Below are 17,060 nucleotides of genomic sequence, written 5' to 3'. Positions count from 1 at the left end.
CCGGATGCTCAGTTGGCAGCCTTGCTCGCGGCCCTGCCGGTGGAGGTAGTGGTCTTGTTCACGGTGGCCAGGAACTCGGCGTTGGTGGCCGAACCACGCATCCGGGTCAACAACGCCTCGATCACTTCCTGGGGACTCTTCCCGGCCAGGCTGCGGCGCAGTTTCCACGCGATCTGCAACTGGCCCTCCCCGATCAGCAACTCCTCCCGGCGGGTGCTGGAGGCATTGACGTCCACCGACGGGAAGATCCGCTTGTCCGCCAGTTCGCGACTGAGCCGCACCTCGGAGTTCGCGGTGCCCTCGAACTCCTCGAGGATCACCTCGTCCATGGTCGAACCGGTCTCCACCGCAGCCGAGGCCAGGATGGTCAGGGATCCCCCGTGCTCGATGTTGCGCGCGGCACCGAAGAACCGCTTCGGTGGGTACAGCGCCGCAGCATCCATGCCGCCGGAGAGCACCCGGCCGGAGGCGGGCAGGGCCAGGTTGTAGGCGCGCGCCAACCGGGTCAGGGAGTCCAGCAGCACCACCACATCCTGGCCGAGTTCGACCAGCCGCTTGGCCCGCTCGATCGCCAGTTCGGCCACCACGGTGTGATCCGAGGCGGGTCGGTCGAAGGTGGAGGAGATGACCTCACCCTTGACCGTGCGCTGCATGTCGGTGACCTCTTCGGGGCGCTCGTCCACCAGCACCACCATCAGGTGAGCCTCGGGGTTGTTGTCCGAGACCGCATTGGCGATCTGCTGCAGCAGGACCGTCTTCCCGGCCTTGGGCGGCGCCACGATCAGCCCACGCTGGCCCTTGCCCAGCGGGGCGGCCAGATCGACGACCCGGGTGGTCAGGTTCGAGGCCGTGGTCTCCAGTCGAAGGCGTTCGCTGGGGTACAAGGGCGTCAGCGAATCGAACTCGGGACGGTCCAGCGCCTCGGTGGCCGGAGCCCCGTTCACGGTGTCCAGTCGCACCAGGGCGTTGAACTTCTGCCGCTGGTTCGCCTGTTCGCCCTCCCGGGGCTGACGGACCGCACCAACGATCGCATCACCCCGGCGCAACCCGTGCTTCTTCACCTGGTTCAGCGAGACGTAGACGTCGTTCGAGCCGGGGAAGTACCCGGAGGTCCGCACGAATGCGTAGTTGTCCAGGATGTCCAGGATCCCCGCGATCGGGATCAGCACATCATCGGGTGAGATCTCGACGTCGTCGTAGTTCGCCTCCTCGGAGCGCCCACCGCGACGCTTACGGTCCCGGCTCCGCTCGCGCCCCCGGCGCCGCCGGTTACCGCGGTCGGAGTCATCGGGGCGGAAGTCGCCATCGGAGGGCCCCGGACTTCCCTGGCCGCGGGTGGCTCGACGGCGCTGGTCGCCCTCGGAGTCCAGGCCGCGCGGCTCGGGCAACTGGATGTCATCGACGCTGGGACGACGACGGTCGCCCTGCCCGGACTTCTCACCCTGGCCGCGCTGCTGGGCTTGCTTGCCCTGTTGGTCCTGCTGGGCTTGCTTGCCCTGCTGGGCTTGCTTGCCCTGTTGGTCCTGCTGGGCTTGCTTGCCCTGCTGGGCTTGCCGACCCGGCTGATCCTGCTGGCCCCGCCTACCGGACGGGTCCTGCTGGGCTTGCTTTCCCTGCTGATCCGACGTGTCCTGCTGATCCCGCCGGTCCTGCCGACCGGGTTGGTCCTGCTGTCCCTGCCCGCCCTGCCGATCCTTCTTCCCGTTCCGGTCGGAGTCACCGGAGCCACCGGCACCGCCGGAGGGACCCTGCGGAGCACGGCCGCGCTGCTGCGAGACCCCCTCCGGTGCATCCTGGCGCGGGCCCGCCCCGCCCGGGGCGGGATCTCCGCTCGCGGTGGCCGTACCGCCGTCATCGCCGTCGAGTGTGCCCTGCGTGGGTGTCTCGGCTGGGCGCTCGGGCTGTGCCGGGCCGCCCTGACCCGAGCGGAGGGCGTCGATCAGATCGCTCTTGCGCATCCGCCGGGCGCCCTTGATGCCGAGTTCGGCCGCGATCTGCTGCAGCTGGGCAACCTTGAGCGCACTGAGGTCGCCGCCGGGGGCGTTGGTGGTATCGGTCACGAGGTTCCTTCCCTCGATGAGACCAGGGCCCGGTCACCGGGCCCAGGCACGAGAGTCTGCCGGTGCGATCACCGGCGTCGGTGCGCCGCACGGCCGGAAAGCACCGGCCCGCGCCACAGCGCCTGAAAACTTTGGGGGTACACCCTGGTCAACGGCGGCGTGTCCACGCCCGCCCGGGGTGCGATGCAAGCCTAGCACCGCACTCTCCCCAGAAATCAACGCCGGGCCCCTCAGGGCGCGGCGACCCGCGGTCCGTGCCGGTCGACGTCGGGGTGGCGCACCCGCCAGCCGGCCGGGATGGTGGCCAGTTGCTCTGCCGGCAGGGCCCCGAACAGCAGCAAGGTGGGTCCGGCGCCGGAGATCACCGCAGGCAGGCCCGCCCGGCGCAACCGGTCCAGCAACTCCAGGCTCTCCGGCATCACGTCGGCCCGGTAACGCTGGTGCAGCCAGTCCTGGGTGGCTGCGAACAACAGATCCGGGCGGCTGCCCAGTGCGAGCGTGAGCAGCCCGGCGCGGGCGGAGTTGGCGGCGGCGTCGGCATGGGCGATGGTTCGTGGAAGCGCGGTACGAGCCCGGGAGGTGGACAGCCGGCGCTGCGGGATCAGCACCGTGACCTCCAGGTCATGCACCGGTACCTGTGCCGCGTGGGCCTGTCCCTGGTCCGTCCAGGCGATGGTGGCGCCCCCGTGCAGGGCCGGGGCGGCGTTGTCGGGGTGGCCTTCGAGTTCGGTGGCCAACTGCAGGATGAGCCCGTCGTCCAGGGGCTCGGGCTCGGAGATCAGTTCCCGCACCGCCAGCAACCCGGCGACCACCGCTGCGGCGGAGGACCCCAGTCCTCGCCCGTGCGGGATCGCATTGGCGCACCGCAGTTCCAGCCCCGCCTGTGGGGCGCCCACCTGGTCCAGGGCCACCCGCATCGCGCGGACCACCAGGTGCTCCTCGCCGTCGGGCACCTCTTGCGCCCCGGCGCCGCTGACGTGCACGCGGGTGGCGCCGGTGGTGGCGCGGACCTGCACCACGTCATGGATGGCCACGGCCAGTCCGAACGAGTCGAAACCCGGACCCAGGTTCGCGCACGTGGCGGGCACCGTCACGGTGACCTGATCACGGACCAGCCGCACCGCTCAGTCCAATCCGAGTGCGCGGGCCGCAGCTGCCGGGTCGGTGGAGATCACGGGCGGGTCGACCTGGCGCTGCCCCAACGCGGTAGCGGTGTCCTTCAGGCCGTTCCCGGTCACGGTGCACACCACCTGGGCGCCTTCGGGCACCGCTCCCTCCTCGGCGCGGGAGAGCAGACCGGCCACGCTCGCCGCGGAGGCCGGTTCGACGAAGATGCCCACCTCGCGGGCCAGGAGCTCCTGGGCAGCCAGGATCTGGGCGTCACTGACGGCGTCGATGCGCCCGCCGGAATCGTCCCGCGCCGCCACCGCCAGTTCCCAGGAGGCGGGGTTGCCGATCCGGATCGCGGTGGCCACGGTCTCCGGGTGCTCCACCACCTCCCCCTTGACCAGCGGAGCCGCGCCCTCGGCCTGGACGCCCCACATCTGTGGGGTGCGGGTGGCCAGGTCATCGCTGAGGTACTCCCGGTACCCCATCCAGTAGGCGCTGATGTTCCCGGCGTTGCCCACCGGGAGCACGTGGATGTGCGGGGCGTCCCCCAGGACGTCGACCACCTCGAAGGCAGCCGTCTTCTGCCCGTGCAGCCGGTACGGGTTCACCGAGTTCACCAGTGCCACCGGGTAGGCCTGGGACAGGTGCCGCACGATCCGCAGGCAGTCGTCGAAGTTCCCGTCCACGGCCACCAGTTCGGCACCGTGCACGATCGCCTGGGCGAGCTTGCCCGCCGCGATCTTTCCGGCGGGCAGGATCACCGCGCAGCGCAGCCCGGCCCGGACTGCGTAGGCCGCGGCCGAGGCCGAGGTGTTCCCGGTGGAGGCGCAGACCACAACCTCGGTGCCGGCGCCGGCCACTTTGCTCATCGCCATCGTCATCCCGCGGTCCTTGAACGACCCGGTGGGGTTGGCGCCCTCGACCTTGATGTGAACCTGGGCGCCGGTCGCGGCCGAGAGGCTCGGGGCCGGGACCAGCGGGGTACCACCTTCACCCAAGGTGATGACCGGATCCACGTCATCGATCGGCAGTCGCTCGGCGTACTCGGCGATCACGCCCCGCCACGGCTTGGCCATCAGTGTCCCTCCACGCGTAGCACCGAGGAGATCCTCAGCACGTCCTCGAGCCTATCGACTGCCTCGATCATCGCCTGCAGGGCCCGCTCATCGGCCAGGTGGGTGATGAGCACCAGCGTGGCCTGGCCCTCCTCGGTGGCCGTCTGCCGCACGGTCTCCACCGAGACGTGCTGCTCCGACACGGTGGTCGCCAGCGTGGCCAGCACGCCGGGCCGGTCGCGCACCTCCAGGCGCACCTGGTAACGCGTCTGCACGTACTCGGCCGGCAGGGAGCGCAGCGCGGCGTAGTCGGACTCCGCCGGTGCCCGCCCCCCGGTGGAGCGGTGGCGGGCCGCAGCGACCAGGTCACCCAGCACCGCCGAGGCTGTCGGCGCTCCGCCGGCACCGGCGCCGTAGAACATCAGCGTGCCCGCGCCCTCGGCCTGCACCAGCACGGCGTTGTAGGCCTCCCGCACATTGGCGAGGGGGTGGTCCAGCGGGATGAGCGCAGGGTGGACCCGCACCGCGACGCCGCGGGCGGTCTCGTCCTGACGCTGTTCGGCGATCGCCAGCAGTTTGAGCACGTGGCCGGAGTGCTTGGCCGCCGCGATGTCCGAGGGCGTGATGTCGCGGATCCCGGAGACCGCCACGTCATCGAGGTGGATACGGGAGTGGAAGGCCAGGGAGGCCAGGATCGCCGTCTTGGCCGCGGCGTCCAGCCCGTCGACGTCAGCGGTGGGGTCAGCCTCGGCGTAGCCCAGGGCTTTGGCCTGGGCCAGGGCCTCGTCGAAGTCGACGCCCGCGGTGCTCATCTGGTCCAGGATGTAGTTCGTGGTGCCGTTGACGATGCCCACGATGCGACTGATGGAGTCTCCGGCCAGGGATTCGCGCACCCCGCGCACCACCGGCACCGCACCGGCCACCGCAGCCTCGAAGAACAGGTCCGCCTCGGCGGCGTCGGCGGCCTCGAACAACTCCGGGCCGTGGGTGGCGAGCAGCGCCTTGTTCGCCGTGACCACGCCGGCACCGCGGCGCAGTGCGGCCACGATGAGGCTGCGCGCCGGTTCGATACCGCCCATCAACTCCACCACGAGGTCGGCCGACTCGACCGCGGCCCGGGCATCGGTGCCCAGCAACTCCGTCGGCACCACCGGGTCTCGCGCGAGGGTGGTGTCACGCACGATGATCGCACTGATCTCCATGCGGGTCCCGCTGCGGGCAGCCAGTTCCTCGGCCTGCGTGCGCAGTCCCCGGATCACCTCGGTGCCGACCGTTCCGCAGCCCAGCACGGCGACCCGCAGGACTGGTTCTGACGCGATGGTGTCCATGATCTCCTCTCGGCGGTGACGGACTCACCCTAAGGGGCGCCGTGGAAGGCCCGTGGTGCTGACCGATGCGTGGACGGGTGGACGGGGGGGCGAGGCTGGTGCCGGCTCAGCCCACGTCGAGTGCGAGCAGGTCGGCCACGCTCTCGCGGCGCACGATCTCGCGCGCCGCCCCGTCCTGCACCGCGACCACTCCGGGTCGGGGCACCAGGTTGTAGTTGGAGGCCATTGAGCGTCCGTAGGCTCCAGTGACCGGAACCGCGAGCAGGTCCCCGCGGCTGATCCCGGCCGGCAGCCTCACGTCACGCACCACGATGTCCCCGCTCTCGCAGTGCATACCCACCACACGGGCCGCCACGGTATCGCCGGGGACGTCCCGGCCGACCACCTGTGCGTGGTAATCGGCCCCGTACAGGGCCGGGCGCAGGTTATCGCTCATCCCCCCGTCGACCGAGACATAGAGCCTGGTGGTGCCTTCCTCGGTGCGCACCGGTTTGCACGTGCCGACCCGGTACAGAGTCAGCATCGCCGGGGCGATGATCGCCCGCCCGGGCTCGAAGGAGATAGCCGGGGCAGGCAGCCCGTCCCGGGAACTCCGGGAGCGCACCACCTCGGCGAGTTCGCCGGCGGCCGCGGTGATGTCGAGTTCCTGCTCACCGGGTGTGTAAGCCACTCCGAAGCCACCACCGAGATCCACCTCTGGCATCACGTAGTCCTGGTCGGCGGCGAAGTCGGCGCGCAGGCCCAGCAGCGCCTGGGCAGCCGCGGCGAATCCAGCGCTGCCGGTGATCTGGGAGCCGATGTGGGAGTGCAGGCCGAGCAGGCGCAACGAGGTGGTGGCAGCGATGGTCTCCAGCGCCCGGCGGGCCGCGCCGGTGGCCAGCGACAGCCCGAACTTCTGGTCCTCGTGCGCGGTCGCGATGAAGTCGTGCCCGCCGGCGTGCACTCCTGTGGTCACCCGCACCAGGACGCCCTGGCGCACCCCGTGCGCGGCGGCTACCTGTGCCAGACGCTCGATCTCCTCCAGTGAGTCCACGACGATGCGTCCCACACCGGAGCGCACCGCCAGGTCAAGTTCGTCGTCGGACTTGTTGTTCCCGTGCAGGCCGAGCCGGGTGGGTGGCACCTGCGCCTTCAGCGCGGTGGAAAGTTCCCCCAGGCTCGCCACGTCCACCGCCAAGCCTTCCTCGTGCACCCAGCGCAGCACCGCGGTGGAACTGAAGGCCTTGGAGGCGTAGTAGACGTCCACCTCGATGCCCTGCGGAGCGAATGCGCGCCGGCGAGGGGGCGTCGCGGTAGCGCCGGGCCCGCTCCCGCAGCGTGGCCACGTCCAGCACGTATGAGGGTGTGCCGAACTCCTCGGCGATGTCAGCGAGGGAAAGCCCGTCCACGGACCACGCCCCCTCGGTCACGGTGGTGCGGGACGGCCACAGGTGGGCGTCAGGTGGTGTGCTCACAGGTTCTCCGGTGCGGTCAGGCCCAGTTCCCGCAGGCCGGTGCGGAGCACCAGCCCGGTCGCACAGGCCAGGGCGAGGTTGAGGCGGTAGGTATCCATGATGGGGGCATCAGCGGTGATCGGGCCACGGGGTGTGGACCGGGAGTGGGCGAACCAGTCGGTGAACGCGCCCGTGATCTGCCGGAGGTTGGACACCACCGGGGCGCCACGGTCCTGAAGGCGGGCGCGATGGCGGGCCAGGTGGGCGGCCGCCAGCGCCAGCAGCAGCGCGCGGGTGCGGGCGTCCTCGGTGCGGGTGTGCGCCAGGTCCCGCCAGATCCCTGCCAGCACCCCGGGCAGTACGTCGCCGGCCGGGCCCTCGGGCGCAGGCAGCACCCCGTGGTCGACGCCCTGGCGCAGCAGCATCGCGGTTCGGGCACGGGCACGACGTACCGGGTAGAGCCGGCCGGGCATGAGGTCGACTCCGCCACCGGCGCGAGCCAGTGTCGCCGAGCGCCTGGCCCGCTCGGAGTCGGCCGGCGGCGGGGCCGGCGGTGGCGGGTTCCGTCCGGTGAGGACGTCGGCCACGACCTGACCGCGAGCGGTGGTGGTCAGGGTGAGGAAGAGCCGGCCATGCTGCCAGGTCGTCCGCTGCACGACCGGCAGGTCCAGCACCGACCCCACTGGTCGCGGCGGTAGCACCAGGGTCGCCCAGTCGCCCTGATCGGCAGGTGCGCGCACCAGCACCAGATCGTCACGATCGAGCGCCGCGGCCACCTGGCCGGTCAGGTCCTCCTGCCACACAACGTCAGATCGAGACCCACAGGTAGAAGTCCCAGGTGGATTCGGCCGGTCCGCTCAGGTGCCGCACCACGCCGGTGTCGTCCCACCAGATCACCTCGATCTGGGATCCGTCCTGCCACATGTGGAAGACGCCGTACGCGAGGTCGTCCTCAACCTCGGAGTCATCCTCGATACGCCAGACCTCGCCGGTCTCATCGGCGGGGCCGCGTTCGTCCACCAGCCCCTCGGCGGTGGTGACCGCCTCGTCGAGGTCATCCCACAGCGCGGCCCACATGGTCAGGGACTCGTCGGCATCTGAGGTGAAGTCGGCGGTGTAGGCCTCGGCCGGGCTGGCCCCGTCGAGTTCGTGGTCGGTCCAGCCGGCCTCGTCGATGGTCCACTGGGAGTTCTCCGCGTCCACCACGGTGGCGTGCTGGTTCAGGTGGTCGTACAACTCGCCACCGGTGGGCTCGGTCTCGGGTTCGTCACGGGCGTCGTCCTCGGCCGCGCCCTCCTCGCCGGCGTCCCCCTCGTCGGCGCTCCCTTCGTCGGTGTCCTCACCCGTATCGGTGTTGGCCGGTTCAGGCTGGTCCCCCGCGTCCGGTGCCTGCGTCGTCTCCTCGGTCCCGGGGCCTACGGCCGGGTCCTCGTCATCGCCGCCGGCGAGGCTCACAGCGGCGAAGACCAGGCCAGCGAGCACCAGTACGGCCACTATCACCCCGACCACGATCGGTGCGGGCGACCGACGGCGTTGCTGCGGCCCGGACGCTCCGCCGTAGCCGGCCTGCTGACCATAACCGGGCTGCCCATGAGCAGGCTGCTGGCCGTAACTAGGCTGCTGGCCGTAACCAGGCTGCTGGCCGTAGCCGGGTTGCTGGCCGTAACCGGGCTGCTGACCCTGGGCAGGCTGCCCATGAGCAGGCTGCTGGCCGTAACCCGGCTGAGCGTCACCACCCGGGGACGGGAAGGAACGCGTGGGCTGGTCAGCTGCGGGGTGACCGAAGGACTGGGTGGGGTGATCAGAACCCTCCGGTCCGCTACCGGGTCCCTGCGCGGGCGGTTGGGTCATCGCGGCAACTCCTCGGTGCGATCAATCGGTGGTTCTCGTCAATACATCACGGTTCTCATCGTAAGGGCACCCCGCTGCGGGGCGGCCTCAGGTGTGACCCCGGACGCACCTTGCCCTGCGGTTCGGTCTCACCCCGCCAGTGCTGATAGCCTCTCGTCTCGGCGACCACGCCCCCGTAGCTCAGTGGATAGAGCGTCTGCCTCCGGAGCAGAAGGCCACAGGTTCGAATCCTGTCGGGGGCACCAGCACTTTGGTGTCGGGGCCACCCAGCAGCGGCGCCGGAATCCCCCTGACACCAGACCGGTCGACGGCGAGATCGCGCGCAGAACCACCCAGTCGTCGCTCAGGCGATTGCCGAGCCCGTCGCTCAGGCGCATTGCCGGGCCGTTCGGGCCTTCGGGCCAACTCAGTCCTGGGCGCAGGCCATCGTCTCGGAGTTCAGCGGCAGCGCGCCCTGCTGGTTCAGCCAGACGTTCGGGTCCACCGTGGTCAGATTCTGATCCACGTGGATCTCCAGGTGCAGGTGCGGCCCGGTGGAGTTGCCATAAGAGCCCACCGCACCGATTACCTCGCCCGCAGCCACCTGCTGGCCCACGTTGACGTAGACGCCGTTGGGGTACATGTGCACGTACCAACTCCACACCGGAGCACCGTTGATCTCGTGCTCGATGATCACCAACATTCCGCTGCGCCCGTCCCGGCCCGCACCGGCATGGGTCACCACGCCGTCGGCAATGGCATGGATCGGGGTCCCCACCGGTGCGGCGAAGTCCAGCCCGGTGTGTTCGGAGTAGCGCCCGAAGATGGGGTGGATCCGGTAGCCGTAGTGGGAGGTGAGCCGGTAACTGCCATCGGACAGCGGTCGCACCAGGTCCACCTCGCTGGAGGAGGACTCCGCGGCCAGGGTTCCGTTCGCCTCCACCGCCGACACCCCGCAACCGGGGGCACCGCGCTCGGCCAGGTTGCGACTGGCGGCCACCAGCGCCCGGCCGGAGGCCTCCGGGTCGGCGAGCAGCGCCGTCGTCGCGTGCGCGTCGGACTCCGAGGGCACATCACTGACCAGGGTGTCCAGCGCACTGGCGTCGGCCAGCATCGCCGGCCGATCCTCCTCGACCTCGACCTGAGGCAGCACCACGCCCGTGGCCGGGACCACCCAGGTAGCCAGGCCCAGCGCGGTGAGCACGGCCAATCGACCCATCCACCGCCCTGCAGGGCGGTGCGGCCGGTTCCTCCTGGCGGCCTCGAGCCGGGCCTGCTCGCGCAACTGGCGTCGGGTCAGCGCGGTCTCGTTCGACACACGCTTGGCAGTCACACAGTCTCCGGCGGCACGGCGGGGATACAGGAACATCGGACGGTGCGCAAACGCACCGCGAGCCACTATAACGGTACGGACACGGTGCCGGGGCAACGTTGCCGGCTTCCGCTGTGGAAGTCGCCACACCTGTGGACAATTCCTTCACAACCCGCAGCACCCGGCACCCCTGCCCGCGCGCACGGTTCACCCCCTCGCGCGGGGATGTGTGCGCCAGACGGATGACGTGCTGGGCGGACGCGGGGGTTCACCCCCTCGCGCGGGGATGTGTGACAGAGTTTGGCCATGCCTGGCACGACAGCGACCGTGGCCCTGATCATCGAGGACGAGACGGAGATCGCCGCCCAGATCGCCCACCGGCTGGAAGCCGAAGGGTGGCAGGTGCACGTGGCCCACGACGGCCACGCCGGGGTCGAGCGCGCCCGCGAGGTGCGCCCGGACATCATCGTGCTGGATGTGATGCTGCCCGGCATCGACGGCCTGGAGGTGTGCCGCCGGATCCAGTCCGACCACCATGGTGAGTCGGCACCGGGCGCCCCGATCCTGATGCTCACCGCGCGCGACGATGAGACCGACATGATCATCGGTCTGGGGGTGGGCGCCGATGACTATATGACCAAACCATTCTCGATGCGTGAGTTGCTCGCCCGGCTCAAGGTGCTGCTGCGACGAGTGCAGCGGGCCCGCAACGCGGCGGTGAACAGTTCCGCCGAACCTCCGATCCAACTCGGCGACGTGCGGATCGACCGCGCCTCGCGCCGGGTGCAGCGGGGCGGGGAGCCGGCACATCTGACCCCCACCGAGTTCGACCTGTTGGTCTGCCTGGCCACCCAACCGGGCACCGTCCTGTCCCGCGAGCGCCTGCTCGCCGAGGTGTGGGACTGGGCCGACGCCTCGGGCACGAGGACCGTGGACTCCCACGTCAAAGCGCTGCGGCGGAAGCTGGGTGCGGACCTCATCCGCACCGTGCACGGCGTCGGCTATTCCTTCGAACCCACCGGTGGTTGAGGCACCACCGTGAACACCTCGAGCCTGCGGCACGCGCGTTCCACCGAGGTGACCTGGTGGCGCCGGTTCACCACCGCGCTGGCGGAGTTGCGTCCGCTGGACCCGATGCGCTCGATCAAGATGAAACTGATCGTGATCATCGCTGCCACGGTGGTGATGTTCACGCTGGTGACCTGGGTGGGTATCCGGTTCGATTTCGGGGTGCTGCGCACCTTCCCGGTGGCCCTGGTCTCCTCCTTGCTCATCACGCAGATCCTGGCGCGGGGGATGACCCGGCCGCTGCGCGAGATGACTGCCGCTGCCCGGGCGATGGCGCGTGGGGAATACAGCACCCGGGTGCACACCGACAGTCAGGACGAGGTCGGCGAACTCGCCGCCGCCTTCAACTCGATGGCCACCGAACTGCACACCCTGGACAGCCAGCGACGGGAGATGGTGGCCAACGTCTCGCACGAACTGCGCACCCCCGTCGCCGCACTGCGCGCGCAGCTGGAGAACATGGCCGACGGGGTGGTGCCGGCCGACGGTCCGGCGCTGGAGGCCACGCTGACCCAGTTGGAACGGCTGTCCAGGCTGGTCACCTATCTGCTGGACCTGTCCCGCCTGGAAGCAGGCGCGGTGAACCTGGACCTGACCGATGTGACCGTGCAAGACCTGCTCCAGGAGGTGGCGGACCAGGCCCGTCACGCCGCCGCGCAGCACACCCGTGAACTGACCTGGCAGGTGCGCGCCACCCCGGAGGACCTGCGCTTGCGCGCCGACGTGGAACGCCTGCGGCAGGTCCTGTCCAACCTGGTCGCCAACGCCTCCCGGCACTCGCCCGACGGCGGCCGGATCCAACTGCTGGCACGGTACGGCAGCGCCGGCGACGAGGTGGTGATCGATGTGACCGACGAGGGCGAGGGCATCCCGAAGGCGGACCGGGTCAAGGTCTTCGAACGATTCGAACGCGGCAACGCCCCGGACCAGCGTGTCGGTGAGTCCACCGGCGGCACCGGTCTGGGCCTTGCCATCGCCCGCTGGGCTGTCGGCCTGCACGGCGGCACCATCGCCATCGCGGACTCCAGCCCGCCGCTGGGCACCACGGTCCGGGTTCGGCTGCCCACCACGGGACCCTCCCCGGCCCGCAGCACCTGGCCCGGGTCGAAGTGACGGCCACACCAGCAGTCGACCCCATTGAGCGCGATCGCTGACTCGGTGTTGACCGGCTCTTGAACAGCCGGGTCGACATCCGCTCGATCCCGAGATTTCCGTGTGCTCCACGGCACTTTGACGACGTTCCCCGGGACCTCGTCGCTTAGGCTGGGGGTGTTCATCAACACACTCATCGTTGTGGAAGAGGGCGATCCCCGCGTGTCCGAGCAGGCCCCAGCAAACCCCGCGCTGAGCGCGGAATCCTTCGGCGGAAACGAATGGCTCATCGAAGAGCAGTTCGCGAAATACAAGAAGGATGCCTCCCTCGTCGATCCCGCTTGGCGGAAGTTCTTCGCGTCCTACCGTGATGAGGACGCGAGCGCGAGCGCGGACAACGGCACCGACGGCGCGCCCGCAGCCGACGGCGCGGATGACGCCGAACAGTCCGAGTCCGGCACCGACGAGACCGGCGGCGCCGAGTCCGGTCGCGACGAAGCCGAGTCCGGTCGCGACGAAGCCGAGTCCGGTCGCGACGAAGCCGAGTCGAGTCCGGTCGCGACGAAGCCGAGTCCGGTCGCGACGAACCCGCCCGGCAGGCCAGGGCCGCCCGGGCCGTCGCCGAGCCCGCCCCGGACCCCGCACCGGTGGACGCCGAGGCACACTCGGCCGACTCGGTGCAGGCCGAGAAGACCGACGCCTCGGGCACCCAGGTCCCCGCCGACCTGCCCCCGGCCGCTCCCGAGGTGACCGCCGTGGCCGCCACTGCCACCTACACCTCGGCCCCCACCGCCGGTGGCCCGCGGAGCACCGGCGGCGATGACGAGGCCTCACGGCTGCGTGGGGCCGCGGCCCGCGTGGTCACCAACATGGAGTCCTCGCTGACCGTCCCCACCGCCACGAGCGTACGCTCCATCCCGGCGAAGTTGATGGTGGACAACCGGATCGTGCTGAACAACCACCTGCAGCGCGGCCGGGGCGGGAAGGTCTCCTTCACCCACCTGATCGGGTTCGCGATCGTCGAGGCACTGGCGGACATGCCCGAGATGAACGCCGGCTACCGCGAGGTGGACGGCAAGCCGGGGATCGTCAACCCGGCCAACGTCAACTTCGGCCTGGCGATCGACCTGCCCCGCCCGGACGGCACCCGCCAGCTCCTGGTGCCCTCGATCAAGGGCGCGGAGCAGATGAACTTCGCCGAGTTCTGGCTCGCTTACGAGCAACTGGTTCGCAAGGCCCGCGACGGGAAACTGACGGTGGAGGACTTCACCGGCACCACCATCACCCTGACCAACCCCGGAACCATCGGCACCGAGCACTCGGTACCGCGGCTGATGCAGGGCCAGGGCACCATCGTCGGCGTGGGCGCCATGAACTATCCGGCCGAGTTCCAGGGCGCCTCGTCCGAGACCCTGGCCCGGATGGGCATCTCCAAGACGATGACCCTGACCTCCACGTACGACCACAGGATCATCCAGGGCGCCCAGTCCGGTGACTTCCTGCGGATCGTTCACTCCAAGTTGCTCGGTGAGGACGGCTTCTACGACCGCGTCTTCGCGTCGTTGCGCGTCCCCTACGAGCCGGTCCGCTGGACCACCGACATCGCCGGCACCGAGGACGAGGAACTCACCAAGCCGGCCCGGATCGCCGAACTGATCCACGCCTTCCGGTCCCGCGGCCACCTGATCGCCGACACCGACCCGCTGGCCTACCGCCAGCGCAAGCACCCCGACCTGGACGTGCAGAACCACAACCTGACCCTGTGGGACCTGGACCGGACCTTCCCCACCGGCGGATTCGGTGGCAAGGCCCGGATGCCGCTGCGCGACATCCTCGGGCTGCTGCGCAACTCCTACTGCCGCACCATCGGCGTGGAGTACATGCACCTGCACGACGGCGCCCAGCGCCGCTGGTTGCAGCAGCGCCTGGAGTCGGGCTGGACCAAGCCGGTCGGAGCCGAGCAGCGCCAGATCCTGCGCACCCTCAACGCCGCCGAGGCGTTCGAGACGTTCCTGCAGACCAAGTACGTGGGTCAGAAGCGCTTCAGCCTCGAAGGTGGTGAGTCCCTCATCCCGATGTTGGACCGGATCCTGCAGCGCGCCGCCCAGGAGGGCCTGGACGAGGTGGCCATCGGGATGCCGCATCGTGGCCGGATGAACGTGCTGGCCAACATCGCGGGCAAGTCCTACCGGCAGATCTTCGCCGAGTTCGAGGGCAACCAGGACCCGCGCACGGTACAGGGCAGCGGTGACGTGAAGTACCACCTGGGCACTGAGGGCACCTACACGGCCGTGGACGGGGAGACCACCAAGGTCTACCTGGCTGCCAACCCCTCCCACCTGGAGGCCGTCAACGGCGTCCTGGAAGGTGTGGTGCGGGCCAAGCAGGACCGGATCGACATGGGCGGCTCGGGCTTCTCGGTGCTGCCGATCCTGATCCACGGTGACGCCGCCTTCTCCGGCCAGGGCGTGGTGACCGAGACCCTCCAGCTCGCTCAGTTGCGCGGCTACCGCACCGGCGGCACCGTGCACATCCTGATCAACAACCAGGTCGGCTTCACCGCCGGTGCCTCCTCCACCCGGTCCACGCTCTACGCCACCGACGTGGCCAAGGGTCTGCAGGTACCGATCTTCCACGTCAACGGTGATGACCCGGAGGCGGTGGCGCACGTCGCGGCGCTGGCCTTCGACTACCGCCAGGAGTTCAACCGCGACGTCATCATCGACATGGTGTCCTACCGCCGCCGCGGGCACAACGAGGGTGATGACCCCTCGATGACCCAGCCGGTGATGTACTCCCTGATCGAGGACAAGCGCTCGGTGCGCACCCTGTTCACCGAGGCGCTGGTGGGACGCGGTGACCTCACCGAGGAGGAGGCCGAGGAGTTCCTCGCCGACTACCGCAAGGAGTTGGAGCGGGTCTTCACCGAGTCGCGCAACGCCGAGAACTCCGGTGACCCGACAACGGTGGCCGGCCTGGAGCGTCCGGAGTCCCAGCAGGAGGACGCCGGGGTGATGGTCGGCTGGCAGACCGCCGTGCCGGCCGGCCAACCTGCTGGCCCGCGTCGGTGAAGCGCACACGCGCCCGCCGGAGGGCTTCACGGTGCACCCGAAACTGGACAAGCTGTTGCAGCGGCGGGCCAAGATGGCCACCGAGGGCAACGTGGACTGGGCCTTCGGGGAGTTGATGGCCTTCGGGTCGCTGCTCCTGGAGGGCACCCCGGTGCGCCTGGCCGGTCAGGACTCCCGTCGCGGCACGTTCGTGCAGCGGCACGCGGTCCTGCACGACTACCACACCGGTGCGGAGTGGACCCCGCTGATGTATCTGGCCGCCGACCAGGCCAAGTTCTGGGTGCACGACTCCCTGCTGAGTGAGTACGCGGCACTGGCCTTCGAGTACGGCTACTCGGTGGAGCGTCCCGATGCCCTGGTGCTGTGGGAGGCCCAGTTCGGTGACTTCGTCAACGGTGCCCAGATCGTCATCGACGAGTTCATCTCCTCCGCGGAGCAGAAGTGGGGCCAGAATTCCTCGGTGGTGCTGCTCCTGCCGCACGGGTACGAGGGCCAGGGTCCGGACCACTCCTCGGCTCGGATCGAGCGGTTCCTGCAACTCGGCGCCGAGGACAACATGATCGTTGCCCAGCCCTCCACCCCGGCCAACCACTTCCACCTGCTACGGCGCCAGGCCTACCAGCGCCCGCGTCTGCCCCTGGTGGTGTTCACCCCCAAGCAGCTGCTGCGGCTGCGGGCGGCGACGTCCCAGGTGGAGGACTTCACCACCGGCACCTTCCGCCCGGTGATCGGCGATGAGCACATCGACGCCGCCAAGGTGGACCGGGTGATGCTGTGCAGCGGACGTATCTACTACGACCTGCTCGCGCGCCGGATCAAGGAGAACGACGACCGCACCGCGCTGGTACGGGTGGAGGAGCTCTACCCGCTGCCGGCCGAGGAGATCGCTGCCGAACTCGACCGCTACGGCGACGCCGAACTGCTCTGGGTGCAGGACGAGCCGCGTAACCAGGGCGCGTGGAACTACCTGTACGTGAACCTTCCCGAGGCGGTGCCCGCGGTGGCGCAGCGGGGTATCCGGGGCGTCACCAGGCCGGAATCGGCGGCACCGTCCACCGGCTCGGGCAAGGTGCACGCGCGCGAGCAGGAGACACTGCTGGACGAAGCCTTCACCCGGTGAGCACACGGATCTGCATCGTCGGGGACGAGTTGGTCGCCGGAGTCGGCGATGCCCGCGGCATGGGGTGGGTCGGCCGGGTGGCCGCCCGCACCCGCGCCGAGGAGCCACCGGCGTTCTTCACCCTGGCCGTACCCGGGGAGACCAGCACGGCTCTGGCCGGTCGGTGGGAGAGCGAGTGCAACCGCCGGTTCGGCAAGGAGCCCGGCCACCTGGTGGTGGCGCCTGGGTGTGCTGACCTGGAGCACGGGATCTCCCTGGCGCGGAGCCGGCTGAACCTGGCCAACGTCCTCGACGACGCGGCCTCCCGCGCCATCCCGACCTTCGTCGTCGGGCCTCCCCCGCGTCCGGGAGCGTCCGAGACCGGCCTTGCCGGGTTGTCCGAAGCCTACGCCGACGTCTGCGGGCGGCGGCGGGTGCCCTACGTGGAGACGTTCGCGCCGCTGCGTGCCCACGAGCAGTGGCAGGCAGACGTCGCCGCCGGGGACGGCGTGCACCCCGGCCAGGCCGGCTACGGGCTGCTGGCCTGGCTGGTGTTGCACAACGGCTGGCACTCCTGGCTGGGTCTGCCCGAGGAGAACTGA

At 70.1% G+C, this 17,060-nt stretch carries 14 protein-coding genes and 1 tRNA gene; 7 read left to right on the top strand and 8 right to left on the bottom strand.

Annotated features, from left to right (window positions below; translation table 11 throughout):
• Positions 1-8: 8 nt before the first annotated feature.
• The 7 genes from rho to ACRRRO_RS13575 form a co-directional block, all read right to left on the bottom strand.
• Entirely contained in the window at positions 9-2,060 is a 2,052-nt protein-coding gene (gene rho, locus ACRRRO_RS13605; RefSeq protein WP_424796752.1) for a transcription termination factor Rho, read from the bottom strand.
• Positions 2,061-2,290: 230 nt separating this feature from the next.
• The gene (thrB, locus tag ACRRRO_RS13600) at positions 2,291-3,181 is read right to left on the bottom strand and encodes a homoserine kinase (protein ID WP_434080410.1); all 891 of its coding nucleotides are present in this window, start codon (positions 3,179-3,181) and stop codon (positions 2,291-2,293) included.
• Between the two features lie 3 nt (positions 3,182-3,184).
• Positions 3,185-4,246 (bottom strand): threonine synthase, encoded by a 1,062-nt coding sequence (gene thrC / locus ACRRRO_RS13595; RefSeq protein ID WP_424796750.1) that lies wholly within the window; start codon positions 4,244-4,246, stop codon positions 3,185-3,187.
• The gene (locus tag ACRRRO_RS13590) at positions 4,246-5,553 is read right to left on the bottom strand and encodes a homoserine dehydrogenase (RefSeq protein WP_424796749.1); all 1,308 of its coding nucleotides are present in this window, start codon (positions 5,551-5,553) and stop codon (positions 4,246-4,248) included. The genes thrC and ACRRRO_RS13590 overlap by 1 nt, the downstream gene beginning before the upstream one ends.
• A gap of 106 nt (positions 5,554-5,659) precedes the next feature.
• Positions 5,660-6,799 carry a diaminopimelate decarboxylase gene (lysA, locus tag ACRRRO_RS13585; protein ID WP_434080409.1) on the bottom strand — a complete coding sequence of 380 codons (1,140 nt, stop codon included), beginning with the start codon at positions 6,797-6,799 and terminating at the stop codon, positions 5,660-5,662.
• A 204-nt stretch (positions 6,800-7,003) separates the two neighbouring features.
• A complete protein-coding gene (locus ACRRRO_RS13580; RefSeq protein WP_424796747.1) occupies positions 7,004-7,789 on the bottom strand; it encodes a hypothetical protein in 786 nt (261 codons plus the stop codon).
• Positions 7,790-7,793: 4 nt separating this feature from the next.
• On the bottom strand, positions 7,794-8,837 hold the full coding sequence (locus tag ACRRRO_RS13575; RefSeq protein WP_424796746.1) for a hypothetical protein: 1,044 nt from the start codon (positions 8,835-8,837) through the stop codon (positions 7,794-7,796).
• 169 nt (positions 8,838-9,006) lie between these two features.
• Between ACRRRO_RS13575 and ACRRRO_RS13570 the strand changes: the two genes are divergently transcribed.
• Positions 9,007-9,082 (top strand) — tRNA-Arg (locus ACRRRO_RS13570).
• Positions 9,083-9,243: 161 nt separating this feature from the next.
• Here the strand turns inward: ACRRRO_RS13570 and ACRRRO_RS13565 are convergent.
• Positions 9,244-10,149 (bottom strand): M23 family metallopeptidase, encoded by a 906-nt coding sequence (locus ACRRRO_RS13565; RefSeq protein WP_424788595.1) that lies wholly within the window; start codon positions 10,147-10,149, stop codon positions 9,244-9,246.
• A gap of 285 nt (positions 10,150-10,434) precedes the next feature.
• Between ACRRRO_RS13565 and ACRRRO_RS13560 the strand changes: the two genes are divergently transcribed.
• The 6 genes from ACRRRO_RS13560 to ACRRRO_RS13535 all read left to right on the top strand — a co-directional run bounded on the left by ACRRRO_RS13560 (position 10,435) and on the right by ACRRRO_RS13535 (position 17,060).
• Entirely contained in the window at positions 10,435-11,157 is a 723-nt protein-coding gene (locus ACRRRO_RS13560) for a response regulator transcription factor (protein WP_424788596.1), read from the top strand.
• Between the two features lie 9 nt (positions 11,158-11,166).
• Positions 11,167-12,309 (top strand): sensor histidine kinase, encoded by a 1,143-nt coding sequence (locus tag ACRRRO_RS13555; protein WP_424796745.1) that lies wholly within the window; start codon positions 11,167-11,169, stop codon positions 12,307-12,309.
• A gap of 102 nt (positions 12,310-12,411) precedes the next feature.
• The gene (locus ACRRRO_RS13550; protein ID WP_434080408.1) at positions 12,412-13,038 is read left to right on the top strand and encodes a 2-oxoglutarate dehydrogenase E1 subunit family protein; all 627 of its coding nucleotides are present in this window, start codon (positions 12,412-12,414) and stop codon (positions 13,036-13,038) included.
• Positions 12,936-15,359 (top strand): multifunctional oxoglutarate decarboxylase/oxoglutarate dehydrogenase thiamine pyrophosphate-binding subunit/dihydrolipoyllysine-residue succinyltransferase subunit, encoded by a 2,424-nt coding sequence (locus ACRRRO_RS13545; RefSeq protein ID WP_434080407.1) that lies wholly within the window; start codon positions 12,936-12,938, stop codon positions 15,357-15,359. Before ACRRRO_RS13550 ends, ACRRRO_RS13545 begins: the two co-directional genes overlap by 103 nt.
• Positions 15,360-15,390: 31 nt before the next feature.
• Complete coding sequence (locus ACRRRO_RS13540; protein ID WP_434080406.1) at positions 15,391-16,479, top strand: hypothetical protein; 1,089 nt, start codon at positions 15,391-15,393, stop codon at positions 16,477-16,479.
• Positions 16,476-17,060: a GDSL-type esterase/lipase family protein gene (locus tag ACRRRO_RS13535; RefSeq protein ID WP_424790082.1), complete on the top strand. Its 585-nt coding sequence runs from the start codon at positions 16,476-16,478 to the stop codon at positions 17,058-17,060. The genes ACRRRO_RS13540 and ACRRRO_RS13535 overlap by 4 nt, the downstream gene beginning before the upstream one ends.

It is taken from the genome of Sanguibacter sp. Z1732 (genome assembly GCF_051020515.1).
Classification (GTDB): domain Bacteria; phylum Actinomycetota; class Actinomycetes; order Actinomycetales; family Beutenbergiaceae; genus CALKWS01.
This window is presented reverse-complemented; position numbering and strand designations above follow the sequence as displayed.